Below are 11,585 nucleotides of genomic sequence, written 5' to 3'. Positions count from 1 at the left end.
AGCCCCGGATGAAACGTCTTTTGCTTGTGATGGCTCTGAGCACCTGCCTGGCACCCGGCGCAGGCGCCCAATCGCTGTGCGCCAGTGATGGGCAAGCCACACCGGTCACCCTGGTCGAGCGCTTCATCAGTGCGGACTGCGAGGCGTGCTGGAGCAGCCCTCAAACATTGAAACCATCGGCCCGGGCGTTGACGCTCGACTGGATCGTGCCCAGCGAGCGAGGCGACGACGCACCCCTGTCGGCCGCCGCCATCCGGGACGCACAAACGCGGCTGGAAGCCCTGGGGCGCCCGGTGCCCACCGCATCGTCAATGACGACGGCCAAGGTGGTCGGCGCCCGTTCCCACAGGCTGCGAGTGGCGCATGGCGTGGCGGTGGGCGGCTACCTCGGCGCCTCGATCGAACTGAAAACCACGCGGATGCCCCAACCACGCGAAAACTGGAGCGCGTGGCTGGTTCTGGTGGAAACCATTCCAGCCGGCACCGAAGGCAGCCCGCTGGAAAGAAATCTGGTCAGAAATGTGCTCCTGTCCACGTGGAATAAGCCTGAGCAGCTATCAAAATCAGAGCATCATGTTTTTCGGGAGATGCGCCCCTTGAACATCCCGCAGGGTGCCACACCGGAGCGACTGCGCGTGGTGGGCTGGGTGCAGGATGGCCACGGCCGGGTGCTGACTGCCGCCCAGTCGGTTTGTGCGTCGCCTGAGGCCCGATAGCCACCGTCTGGGGAAAGAACTCGATAGAATCAATCACCGGGCCCAAGCAATTGCGGCCCGGTTTTTTGTTTCTGCCCTGCCTGTCAGCAAGCAAGAACACGATCCGGGCCCAGTCCAAGCGCTCTTCTATCAACTTAATTGACCAGGAGCCCGGACCATGGAAATCTTTGACTACGACAACATCCTTCTGCTGCCGCGCAAATGCCGCGTGGAAAGCCGTTCTGAATGCGATGCCAGCGTCGAGTTGGGCAAGCGCCGCTTTCGCATCCCGGTGGTGCCCGCCAACATGAAGACCGTCGTCAGTGAGACGACCTGCGTCTGGCTGGCGCAAAACGGCTACTTCTACGTGATGCACCGCTTCGACCTCGACAACGTGCAGTTCGTCAAGGACATGAAAGCCCGGGGCCTGTATGCGTCGATCTCACTGGGCGTCAAGAAACCGGACTACGACACGGTGGACCAGCTGCTGACCCTCGGCCTCATCCCCGACTACATCACGATCGACATCGCGCATGGCCATGCCGACAGCGTGAAAAACATGATTGGCTACCTGAAGGAAAAGATGCCCACCACCTTCATCATCGCCGGCAATGTGGCCACACCCGAAGCTGTGATTGATCTGGAAAACTGGGGCGCCGACGCCACCAAAGTGGGCATTGGCCCGGGCAAGGTCTGCATCACCAAGCTCAAGACCGGCTTTGGCACCGGCGGCTGGCAACTGAGCGCCGTGAAGTGGTGCGCCCGCGTGGCCACCAAGCCCATCATTGCCGACGGCGGCATCCGCGAACACGGTGACATTGCCAAGTCCATCCGCTTTGGCGCCACCATGGTGATGATCGGCTCCATGCTGGCCGGCCACGAGGAAAGTCCCGGCCAGACCGTGGAGGTCGACGGCAAGTTGTACAAGGAGTACTACGGCTCAGCCAGCGACTTCAACAAGGGCGAATACAAACACGTCGAGGGGAAGCGCATTCTGGAGCCCATCAAGGGCCGGCTGGCGGACACACTGGTGGAGATGGAGCAGGACGTACAAAGCTCCATCAGCTACTCAGGTGGCAAGAAGCTGATGGACATCCGCAAGGTCAACTATGTCACGCTCGGAGGCGACAACGCCGGGGAACACCTGTTGATGTAGGTGCTCTACCCGAACAGCAAACCATGCGCCAGTTGATGAAGGCGGTGCCCTGGCTGCGTCAGGGCCTCCAGAATGCTGAAATGGTTCAACCCCGGCAGCACTTCACAGACGGGCACCACCTTCTTGCCCCAGGCCTGCTGGATCAGCTCGTTATGCTGCAAAAATGCGGCGCTCTCAGCCCCGCCAGCGACGGTATTCAGCACACCCCTGCCCCCTGAAACTTCGGGCGGCGGCAACCAGGCCGGGCTCGCCTCAGCTACCTGCGTGGCATCGAGTCGCAGCGAGTCCTGCAGGAACGGCGCATGCATGACGGATTGCAGTTCGTACAAGCCCGAAATGGACAAGGCGTTCTTCACCAACCGGGCCGGAAGGTCTTCTGAATACGCCTTCCACACACACGCCAGCATCATTACGGCCAGGTGCCCGCCCGCCGAGTGGCCCACGACCGTGATGCGCCCGGGGTCGCCCCCGTACTCGGCAACATGCCGCCAGGTCCATGCCAGCGCCTTGACCATTTGCAGGACGATGTCTGGAATCGTCACTGCCGGGCACAACGCATAGTTGGGAATCACGACACAGGCACCGGAGCGGGTGAAAGCCGGCGCAATGAAAGAGTGATCTGACTTGTCCAGCGAGCGCCAGTAACCGCCGTGAACAAAGACCAGCACCGGTGCCCTGGCGCCCGACCCCGGAAAAACATCCAGCGTCTCGCTGGGACCGTCACCATAGGGCACATCCAGCACGCATGACGGTGACTGGCGCGCGACAGCTGACGCTTGTGTCCACCGCGCGAAATGCTGCGCGTAGTCGGGCACCAGCGCCCGGTTGTTGTACAGGCGATCCAGTGTGTTGCCGTCAAGCTTTTCCATGCCGATCTCCCCTGTGTGCGTTGAATGCTGCTTTGCTCATGCCGCAATCTTGGCATATGGCGCAGTAGCCGTCAGCCCTTCGACAGCAAAACGGGTATAAACCCTAGCGCCTGCAGCGCGCGACGATGTATTCTTTTGCATTGATTGCCATTTGGGAGTGACTATGAAAATTGCGGTACTGGGCATCGGCATGATGGGTTATCCCATGGCACGGCGTCTTTGCGAGGCAGGCCACACGGTCCACGCCTGGAACCGCACACAGACAAAGGCCGACCGGCTGGCCCCATTTGGCGCCACGATTCATGCCCAGGCCGCCGACGCCGTGCACTCGGCCGACGTCGTGATCTGCCTTTTGGAGAATGGCGCCGTCGTCGGCGACGTCCTGTTTTCAAAAGGCGTGGCCAAGGCCCTGAAGCCGGACGCCATGGTGATCGACATGTCATCGATTCAACCGGCAGAGGCGCGCGACCATGCTGCCCGCCTGAGCGAAATGGGACGCACCCACCTGGATGCCCCGGTGTCAGGCGGCACGCTGGGGGCGGAACAGGGCACGCTGGCCATTATGGTCGGCGGCAAGCCCGCTGCCTTTGAGCGCGCCCAAGCCGTGTTCCAGGTATTCGGCCGGGCCACCCACGTGGGGCCGCACGGCACAGGGCAGCTGGCCAAGCTGGCCAATCAGATGATTGTGGGCATCACCATCGGCGCAGTCGCCGAGGCGTTGCTGCTGTGTGAAAAGGGGGGCGCGAGCATGGCCAAAGTCAAAGAGGCCATCACCGGCGGATTTGCCGACAGCCGCATCCTGCAGGTGCACGGCCAACGCATGGTGGAGCGCGATTTCACGCCGCATGGACGCATGTCGGTGCAACTCAAAGACTTGCGCAACGCACTCGCCACCGCCGAAGAAATTGGCTTCGACGCCCCTATCACCCAACTGTTCGAGAAGCTGTACAGCGACGGCATAGACCACGGTCTCACCGACCTCGATCACGCCGGCCTCTTCGTGGAACTGGCCAGCCGCAACGGCATGCGCTGAATATTCGACCTGATAAACTACACGTCTGTGCCACAGGAATGCATCGCGCAAACACAGCCAAGTGGAGCGGTTCTTGTACTCATCTCGTCCGGCACAGTACCAGTTTCAAAAAGTGGGTTCTTAGCTCAGTTGGTAGAGCAGCGGACTCTTAATCCGTAGGTCGACAGTTCGAATCTGTCAGGACCCACCACTTAAGAGAGCACTAAGTGCTTGATTTCATTGGCCTCCGCAAGGGGGCCTTTGTATTTCCAGCCGTCCAGTGGTCTTATTTGACCCGTTTGATAGCGCAACTGATAGCGCAAGCGCACCCATACAGGTGCGCCTGCATTCGGTTCACTACGGTCAAGTTCGTATGAGGACGCCAAAAAGGCTAAACCTCGGTGAATAGACCCGTCATCAATAACTTTTGTTTGATGACTATGAACCTATTTTCTTTTTTCTCCACATTCTCTATAGGCACGCCGTTTATGCGCGGCTGCGCCGACGCAGGCACCTCCAAGGGGGTGCGCCATGGCTAAGAAGGGCTCCAACACTGCCAAACCATTTAAATACCGAGGCAACTGGCGTATCCAGGTGACGCTTGCCAACGGCACGCGTCCCTGTGAAGATTTTGAAAAACATGCCGTTGCCGTTGCCTGGGGCAACGAGCAGTTGGTACTGGCCAATTCAGAGCACGCCCCAGTGCTCGGGGGCCCCACGCGTGCCACGCTGGCCCAGGCACTGGACCACTACGCATGTCATTGCAGCGTGACCAAGGACGGCGTGGCGCAGGAGCTCACCCGCATCAACCATTACCTTGAAGGCGCCGGCATGCCACTGCTGGAAGCCGTTACCAACGGCAATGGCGGCTGCACGGTGCAGGAGATGGAAGCCAAAACGCTGAGCCCGGAATTTCAGGCTTATGTGGACAAACGTCGCGCCGCGCGTGCCGGCACCTTTGCGTATAAATTTCGGCTGGCAAAGATGCGTTGCGGGCAAATATCCAATGCCGACATCAAGGGCTTTGAGACGCAAATGATTAACGATGGCCTGTCCGAAAGTTCCATCCAAAAGGAAATTGCCCTCCTGAAGGTGTTCTATAACAATGTCGGTACATTGAACTGGAAGGGTCTGGAAAATCCATGTCTGGGTATTAAGTTGGGCAAATCCCAGCGACGCTTTGTGCATCTCACCCCGGCACAAAAAATGGCCCTGACCCAATCGCTTCAGGAATGCGACAACCCCTATTTCATGCCGCTGGCACTTACCGCCAAGGAGTCAACCCTGCGCCTGGATACGCTTGTCAACATGACCTGGTCCAACACTTCGGTCGAGGAGCGGACCGCCTATTTGCCGACCAAAACCGGCACGCGTCCCTACACCTTGAGTAAAGAGGTGCAAACTATCTTGGCTGGACTGCCCCAGGCGCCGGACGGAAAGATTTTTCCGATGAGCAAATCCGCCATAAATAGCACCTGGGACCGTGTTCGCTTGCAATGTGGTTTGCCTAAACTGCAATTTCGGGACCTGAGGCACCTGGGGGCGACCGATTGGGTGCGCCGGGGTCTCAGTGCGCACCAGCTTAAGCAGGTGCTGGGGCATGACAGCATTGCCACGGCCCAGTTTTATGTGGACCTGGTGGGCAAGGATTTGGAAGATGCGCTGGACAAGGCCAGCGGGAATGCTGGCGTGATGGTGATGCCGGCAGTTTTTCCGAAAGACCCGCATGCGCATCTGAACCAGCGCCGTGCAGAGCGCCTTAACAAGTCCAAAGTGCAATCCCCGCAGGAGTCCCCCACACCAGAATCCACGTCATTACCCCGGCAGGAGATTTCAGGGGAACTGCTGCAAGACATTATTGAACCCGGCCCAATGGTTGCTGCCAAGCCATCGGGAAAAGTGGTTTCGCTGGATGCATTCAGGAGAAAAGTGGCCTGACACAATCGAGGGCTTTCAAGGGTCCAGCGGTTGAGGGGTGCTCATGCCGCGCCCCTTCTTTAAAGGCTCCGCAGGGAGCCATTTTTTATACAGCCTAGACGAAAAAAATGCCGGCTATGCCGGCATTTTTGACGGTGCACCTGACGCGCAGTCTGGCCGTGTCAGTTTGAGCGGCGGCGTTTGGGGGGTTCCCAGGCAAGCTGCGACGCGACCTTTTTTTCAAGCCACTTGTGCACGACGGATTCTACCCATTGCGCGCGTTTGCCAATGCGCAGAGGGGGTGGGAACTGGCAGGCCTGAACAAGTTTTTCCAGTGTGCGTTCGCTAATGCTAAGTTGCTGAACAACCTGTTCTTTGGTAAGGAGATGAATTTCTGACATGAAGGATACCGAAGAGTTGATTACCTCAAGTCAAGGAATCGGTTTTATCCGTTTGCTCATATTCATGAAATTTCCTTTTTGTGACGGAAATTCGAGTTTTCAACCTGGTCCCCGATGAGTGTGCCGGTAAGTCTCGGGCACGCGGCAGGGAGCGTGCGGTGTATTTTTCGGTGCACAGTGCCCCAAAAAACAGATTCTCCTGGAATGAATAAACAGGTTGCTATACGGCTGTATCTCAACCCATCGGAGGAGCACATGTTCCAGAAGCCAGCCCTAATCGGCCATCAGATAAAGATACACACCCCTGCAATCCCCGATTGCGAGCCAATCCCCCCGGACACCTGCGCGCAGCTTGAGTTTGACTGGACCACGTCCCCGAAATCGCCGGTCCACGATTGTGCGCACAAGGCGACCAAACCCAGCAGCCATGCTGTTTCCAAGGCAGGAGGCAGCAAATGAGTGTCCGCAGCCAATTTATCAAAGTCCGGGTCAACCGCGACGAGCATCGGGACATCCAAAAGCGCGCCGACGGACTCAGCCTGACTTTGTCTGAATACGTCCGCGACACCGTCACGGCAGTTCACGAAAGGCTCGATGTAGTCGCCGCCCTGGAAGCCTTGAGCAGCCGCTGCGAGGCCATCGCAACCACGGCCCCGGTCGCCGGTTCCAAAGGCACCGACGACAAGCAGCAGGCACTCGCCCTTGAATCCGTGCTGCTGCTGCGCGAGCTGGCCGCCGCCCGCGATGCACAAATTCTGTCGCGCGTGCGGGCGCAACTCAAGCAGAGTGGCATGTCGGCGACTTCAGCCGGGACCGCATCATGAGCACCCACGACCCGTTCCTGCGCCATTGGCTGAATGTTCTCGATAGAGCCCTGGTCTGGCTAACACTCAGCGTCGGATGCTCAGCCCTTATCTGGTCCGTCGCCTGGCAGCGCGGCCTGCAGCAGCCGGCCCTCAATGGCTGGCGCCTTCTCTACGCACTGCTGACCGGCCAAGCCATCGACCGGCCCAGCTTGACCATCCTCGCCTTGAGTATCGGTTCCGGCCTGCTGCTGGCCACCTTGCTGAGCACCTGGCTGTTTCGCCGCTGGACCCGCCAGGGCGAATTGCGCCTACATCACCTGCGCGGCTCGCGCCTGGAAGTCTGAACCATGGAAATCCCATGGAGACCCTTATGCTGCTTAGCAAAAGCGGGGACCACCAAGCCCGTGCCCGGCAGGCACCGGCTTCTAACGCTGGGCGGGCATGAAATACCCGCCCAGCTCGAAACACTGCACACCTTGATAGCCGGAACCACGGGGTCTGGCAAGTCCACCCTGATTGAAGAAATGATGGATGCCATCACCGCGCGCGGTGAGCGCTTCATTCTTTGCGACCCAAACGGAAACTATCTGCGGCAGTTCGCGCGAACCGGCGACCGCCTGCTAAACCCCTTCGATGCTCGCAGCGAGTTGTGGTGTCTGTTTAACGAGGTGCACAGCGATTACGACGCCGAACGGCTTGCATGCTCGGTCGTGCCGACCGGCCACGGCGAGAGTGCGCCGTGGCATCACTATGCGCAAATTCTGCTGGCGGAAACCTTGCGCGCACTGGTACGCACCGGAGAAACCACCACAGAGCGATTGCTGCACTGGTCGACCGTCGCACCCGCGCGTGAGCTGGGCGCGCTGCTCGCCGGCACGCCAGCGGTGGGACTGTTCGACGAAGGGGCAGAGAAGGCGCTGGCGTCTACCCGCTTCGTGCTCACCGCACACCTAGCAGCGCATCGCTATCTGCGACCGGGCGAGTTTTCATTGCGTCACTGGCTGGAGGAGGAGACGGGGGCGTTGTTCCTCACTTGGCGCGCCGACATGCAAGCCGCGCTTTCACCCCTGGTAGCGACATGGGTCGATATTGTGGCTAACGCGGTTCTAAGCCTGCCGCCTGACCCGCACCGCAGGGTGTGGCTGATACTCGATGAGCTGGCCGCGCTGGGCAAGCTGGGTAGCCTGGAGACAGCATTGACACTCGGGCGCAAGCACGGTCTAGCAGCGGTTGTCGGCGTGCAGAGCACCGCCCAATTGGACAGGCTTTACGGCAAGGAAAGCGCCACGGTGCTGCGAGGTTGTTTTAGAAACCTGGTGGTGCTGGCCATTGCCAAGACCGACCCAACCACCGCCGATGAATTCTCGCGGGCGCTCGGCGAGCGTGAAGTCTTGCGCGAGGAGGAAAGCCGCAGCCAAGGAGCGAGCGGCACCGGGGTGTCCCAGTCCCTGCGCCGAAGCCGTGAGCGACTGGTGCTGCCCAGCGAAATTGCGGGGTTGCCAAGCCTGCATGGGTTTCTGGCGGTGGCCGGTGATGTTCCCATCGTGCGAATCACGTTGACACCGCGCGAGCGAGACACGGTCATCGAGCCGTTCATAGAGGAGGCCGCATGCTGACCCTGGCGAAAGTAACCAACAGCGACGCCGCGGCAAACTATTATGAGACTGCCGACGACTACTATGCCGAGGGTGGTCGTGCGCCGTCAGCCTGGTGGGGTGACGGTGCCAAGGCACTTGGCCTTGCAGGCCCAGTCGATGCCGCCGACTTCAAGACTTTGCTCGACGGCAATCTGCCCGATGGACAGCAGATGCACCGGGGCGGAGAAGGCGAACGCACCGCAGGCCTGGATTTGACGTTTAGCGCTCCAAAATCAGTCAGCATGCAAGCGCTGGTGGCGGGTGACCTGCGCCTACTCGACGCCCATGAAAAAGCCGTTGACAGGACGTTGACTTACATCGAGAGCACTCTGGCGGCATATCGCAACACCGTCGCCAGCGAAACCCAGTCCATCGCCAGCGGCAATATCATCACCGCCAGGTTCCAGCATGACCTGAGTCGTGAGACTGACCCACAGCTGCACAGCCATTGCGTGGTGCTCAATATGACGCAGCGTGATGACGAACAGTGGCGCGCACTCGATGCCAAGCCGTTCTATGAGCAGCAGAAGTTGCTGGGGACGTATTACCGCGCAGAGCTGGCACGCGAGGTCCAATTATTGGGCTTTGCCATCCGCATGACGCATCACGACGGACGCTTCGAGCTGGCTCACATCAACGATGCACAGGTCGCAGCGTTCAGCAGCCGCAGCCAAGCCATTACCCAGGCGCTGGCCGCACGCGGTAAGGACCGGTCACACGCCAGCGCCCATGAAAAAGAACTTGCCAACCTCAATACACGGCAACGGAAAAGTAAGAACATCGACCGTGTCGCCCTGCGGTTCGCGTGGCGTGACAAGGCCCTTGCGTTGGGCATCGACTGGACGCCTCTGCCTGTGTGGACCCTGACCGATGCGCAACGAAGGGAGACGATTGAAGCCGCCGTGAGATTTGCCGTTGAGCACCTGACCGAACGCCAGTCAGTGGTCGGTCATGATGCCCTTGTGTCTGTCGCCCTTGGCAGTGGTACCGGTGTCGCAGACTTGAAGGACATAACCAATGCCCTGCATGACCAGGTCTCGCGTGGTGAGCTCGTTCAAACCGTGGATGGGAAGCGTTACACGACGACGGCAGCGCAGCAACGTGAGCGCGAAATCATGGCTATCGAGGCAAGAGGCCGCAACGTCCTGCGTTTTGGTCTCCACGAGACCTATCATGCGCGGGCCATTCTGGGCGCGGCCGGATTAACGGTCGGCCAACGCGCAGCCGCAGAGCTGATATTGAGCACCCGCAATCGAGTGGTAGCTGTGCAGGGTCTGGCAGGAACTGGCAAGACCCACATGCTGCGCACGGTCCAGGAGAAAGCAAGTCTGCCATGGAAAATCATGGGTCTAGCCCCTTCAGCGGCGGCGGCAAGAGAGCTTGAAGGTGCAGGTATCACGGCTCAAACTGTCGCAGCCTTCCTGGCTCGTAACGGTGGCTGCCTGAATATCAACACGCTGGTCGTGCTCGACGAAGCGGGAATGGTCAGCACACGGGACATGCACAGCGTCCTGACAGTCGTCGAGAACGCTGGCGCCCGCATCGTACTCGTGGGTGACACACAACAGCTCAAGGCCGTGGAAGCCGGAAGGCCTTTCGCACAACTGCAGGCGGCCGGCATGACGGTGGCACGCATGAGCGACATTCAGCGCCAGACCAATGCCGTCTTGCGGCAAGCCGTTCAGCACGCGGCCACAGGTGCAGTGCGGGACTCGCTGGCCCTGCTGGCGCCGAAGATTGCCGAGGTTGCGCATAGTGGCGACCGGCATGCCCAGATTGCGCGCCACTACGCTGCGCTGCAACCAGAGCAGCAATCGGACACGCTAATAGTTGCTGGCACCAACTCCGCGCGCGCCAGCATCAACGACATGGTGCGGCAACAGCTCGGACTCGCCGGCAACGGGATGATGGTGACCATACTGGAGCGCCAGGACCTGACGCAGGCGCAGCTCAAGAGCTCGCTGAGCTATTCGGCGGGCGACATTGTGCAGGTGCAGCGGCACTATGACAGCATCGGCCTCAGACGCGGCGACCTCGCCCGTGTCGTAACCGCCGAACCGGGGTGCATCACAATGCAGCGTGAAGACGGCGCACAGGTGACATGGCGCCCGACCGCCATGCCCCATGTGGCGGTCTTCCAGGAGGCCGTCCGCGAGCTGGCGGTGGGCGACCGCGTTCGTTTCACCGCCAACGATTACGGCCACCAGGTAATCAACGGCGACACCGGCATTGTGAAGGCTGTGGACAGCGATGGCGGACGCGTGCACATCGAAAAGGCAGACGGGTCCCTCGTTGCGCTGGACAGCAACGCACCCTTGCACCTGGACCATGGCTATTGCACCACCGTGCATGCGGCGCAGGGGCAAACTTGCGAGCGGGTATTGGTCGATGCCGATATCAAGAGCGCGATGGCGAGCGAGAGCTTGTACTACGTCGCAATCTCGCGGGCGCGCAATGAGGTTGCCATCTATACCGACGACCGCGAACTGTTGCCAGAGGCCATGACACGAAAGGATGAAAAGTTGGCAGCGCTGGACATCAAACCGCAACGTGAGTGGTCTCTCGGATAAAACCATACGCTACATGAAGTCCTATCAACTTCATTGTGGAAATATTGTGAGACTTTCAAAATTGGTCTTTGCGCTTTATGCACTGGATTCTGCCTCGCATGGGAAGCACGTCGAACGTCTGTCCGGTTACTTGGACCAAATGGAGGATACCGGCTCACTTGACGTCCTGGATGGGCTTTCTTCGGGTGAACGCGCTGCCGTACTACTTGCGGCGAAGCGTGACGGCGACTTAAGCTTGCCCGTGAACTCGTTCTTGTTGGCTGACCCTCACTTGCAAAAGTGGGTCATGGAAAAGCGCGGATTTTCGAATCAAGTTGGGTGGCCGCTCGGGGAAATCCCTTCATTCAAATAGGTGTCACTGACCGAGCTTGCATATAAAACTCCGCCTCTGCGCGGATTTTTTCTTTCTCTATTGGGGTCGACCCAAGCGGTAGCGTACCCTTGAATGGGTGTCCTGGTTCAACCACCACCGACTGCTGGAGCCGATTGGGTATATTCCACCGGCCGAGGCTGAGGCAAACT

At 59.7% G+C, this 11,585-nt stretch carries 11 protein-coding genes and 1 tRNA gene; 10 read left to right on the top strand and 2 right to left on the bottom strand.

Going from position 1 to position 11,585, the window contains the following annotated elements:
* Positions 1 to 8 precede the first annotated feature (8 nt).
* Together Q7T10_RS20130 and Q7T10_RS20125 are read left to right on the top strand one after the other, a co-directional pair.
* Complete coding sequence (locus Q7T10_RS20130; protein ID WP_304751590.1) at positions 9 to 716, top strand: hypothetical protein; 708 nt, start codon at positions 9 to 11, stop codon at positions 714 to 716.
* 157 nt (positions 717 to 873) lie between these two features.
* On the top strand, positions 874 to 1,851 hold the full coding sequence (locus Q7T10_RS20125; RefSeq protein WP_304751588.1) for a GMP reductase: 978 nt from the start codon (positions 874 to 876) through the stop codon (positions 1,849 to 1,851).
* Between the two features lie 5 nt (positions 1,852 to 1,856).
* Here the strand turns inward: Q7T10_RS20125 and Q7T10_RS20120 are convergent, their stop codons facing one another.
* Positions 1,857 to 2,720 (bottom strand): alpha/beta hydrolase, encoded by an 864-nt coding sequence (locus tag Q7T10_RS20120; RefSeq protein WP_304751586.1) that lies wholly within the window; start codon positions 2,718 to 2,720, stop codon positions 1,857 to 1,859.
* 163 nt (positions 2,721 to 2,883) lie between these two features.
* Between Q7T10_RS20120 and Q7T10_RS20115 the strand changes: the two genes are divergently transcribed.
* The 3 genes from Q7T10_RS20115 (at position 2,884) to Q7T10_RS20105 (ending at position 5,670) form a co-directional block, all read left to right on the top strand.
* On the top strand, positions 2,884 to 3,753 hold the full coding sequence (locus Q7T10_RS20115; RefSeq protein ID WP_304751584.1) for an NAD(P)-dependent oxidoreductase: 870 nt from the start codon (positions 2,884 to 2,886) through the stop codon (positions 3,751 to 3,753).
* Between the two features lie 114 nt (positions 3,754 to 3,867).
* Positions 3,868 to 3,943, top strand: a tRNA-Lys gene (locus tag Q7T10_RS20110).
* A 557-nt stretch (positions 3,944 to 4,500) separates the two neighbouring features.
* The gene (locus Q7T10_RS20105) at positions 4,501 to 5,670 is read left to right on the top strand and encodes a tyrosine-type recombinase/integrase (RefSeq protein WP_304751582.1); all 1,170 of its coding nucleotides are present in this window, start codon (positions 4,501 to 4,503) and stop codon (positions 5,668 to 5,670) included.
* Between the two features lie 161 nt (positions 5,671 to 5,831).
* Here the strand turns inward: Q7T10_RS20105 and Q7T10_RS20100 are convergent, their stop codons facing one another.
* Positions 5,832 to 6,050 carry an AlpA family transcriptional regulator gene (locus tag Q7T10_RS20100; RefSeq protein WP_304751580.1) on the bottom strand — a complete coding sequence of 73 codons (219 nt, stop codon included), beginning with the start codon at positions 6,048 to 6,050 and terminating at the stop codon, positions 5,832 to 5,834.
* 455 nt (positions 6,051 to 6,505) lie between these two features.
* On the opposite strand from Q7T10_RS20100, the gene Q7T10_RS20095 reads away from it, so the two are divergent.
* Genes Q7T10_RS20095 through Q7T10_RS20075 form a run of 5 tightly spaced genes read left to right on the top strand, consistent with a single transcriptional unit; the run spans position 6,506 to position 11,415 of the window.
* On the top strand, positions 6,506 to 6,874 hold the full coding sequence (locus Q7T10_RS20095; protein WP_304751579.1) for a hypothetical protein: 369 nt from the start codon (positions 6,506 to 6,508) through the stop codon (positions 6,872 to 6,874).
* Positions 6,871 to 7,200 carry a hypothetical protein gene (locus Q7T10_RS20090; RefSeq protein ID WP_304751577.1) on the top strand — a complete coding sequence of 110 codons (330 nt, stop codon included), beginning with the start codon at positions 6,871 to 6,873 and terminating at the stop codon, positions 7,198 to 7,200. The genes Q7T10_RS20095 and Q7T10_RS20090 overlap by 4 nt, the downstream gene beginning before the upstream one ends.
* Positions 7,201 to 7,203: 3 nt before the next feature.
* Positions 7,204 to 8,472: a type IV secretion system DNA-binding domain-containing protein gene (locus Q7T10_RS20085; RefSeq protein ID WP_304751575.1), complete on the top strand. Its 1,269-nt coding sequence runs from the start codon at positions 7,204 to 7,206 to the stop codon at positions 8,470 to 8,472.
* Positions 8,466 to 11,063: a MobF family relaxase gene (gene mobF, locus Q7T10_RS20080; protein ID WP_304751573.1), complete on the top strand. Its 2,598-nt coding sequence runs from the start codon at positions 8,466 to 8,468 to the stop codon at positions 11,061 to 11,063. Before Q7T10_RS20085 ends, mobF begins: the two co-directional genes overlap by 7 nt.
* 13 nt (positions 11,064 to 11,076) lie before the next feature.
* Positions 11,077 to 11,415 carry a hypothetical protein gene (locus tag Q7T10_RS20075; RefSeq protein ID WP_304751571.1) on the top strand — a complete coding sequence of 113 codons (339 nt, stop codon included), beginning with the start codon at positions 11,077 to 11,079 and terminating at the stop codon, positions 11,413 to 11,415.
* Positions 11,416 to 11,585: the final 170 nt, after the last annotated feature.

Source organism: Rhodoferax sp. (assembly GCF_030646845.1).
Classification (GTDB): domain Bacteria; phylum Pseudomonadota; class Gammaproteobacteria; order Burkholderiales; family Burkholderiaceae_C; genus Rhodoferax.
Note: the sequence above shows the minus strand (reverse complement) of the source record. Positions and strands in the feature narration are given on the sequence as shown.

Bases quoted from the DNA above. Each gene is read 5' to 3' on its own strand.
- Q7T10_RS20130 (WP_304751590.1), top strand. From the start codon at position 9: ATGAAACGTCTTTTGCTTGTGATGGCTCTGAGCACCTGCCTGGCACCC.
- Q7T10_RS20125 (WP_304751588.1), top strand. From the start codon at position 874: ATGGAAATCTTTGACTACGACAACATCCTTCTGCTGCCGCGCAAATGC.
- Q7T10_RS20120 (WP_304751586.1), bottom strand. From the start codon at position 2,720: ATGGAAAAGCTTGACGGCAACACACTGGATCGCCTGTACAACAACCGG.
- Q7T10_RS20115 (WP_304751584.1), top strand. From the start codon at position 2,884: ATGAAAATTGCGGTACTGGGCATCGGCATGATGGGTTATCCCATGGCA.
- Q7T10_RS20100 (WP_304751580.1), bottom strand. From the start codon at position 6,050: ATGTCAGAAATTCATCTCCTTACCAAAGAACAGGTTGTTCAGCAACTT.
- Q7T10_RS20095 (WP_304751579.1), top strand. From the start codon at position 6,506: ATGAGTGTCCGCAGCCAATTTATCAAAGTCCGGGTCAACCGCGACGAG.
- Q7T10_RS20090 (WP_304751577.1), top strand. From the start codon at position 6,871: ATGAGCACCCACGACCCGTTCCTGCGCCATTGGCTGAATGTTCTCGAT.
- Q7T10_RS20085 (WP_304751575.1), top strand. From the start codon at position 7,204: ATGGAAATCCCATGGAGACCCTTATGCTGCTTAGCAAAAGCGGGGACC.
- mobF (WP_304751573.1), top strand. From the start codon at position 8,466: ATGCTGACCCTGGCGAAAGTAACCAACAGCGACGCCGCGGCAAACTAT.
- Q7T10_RS20075 (WP_304751571.1), top strand. From the start codon at position 11,077: ATGAAGTCCTATCAACTTCATTGTGGAAATATTGTGAGACTTTCAAAA.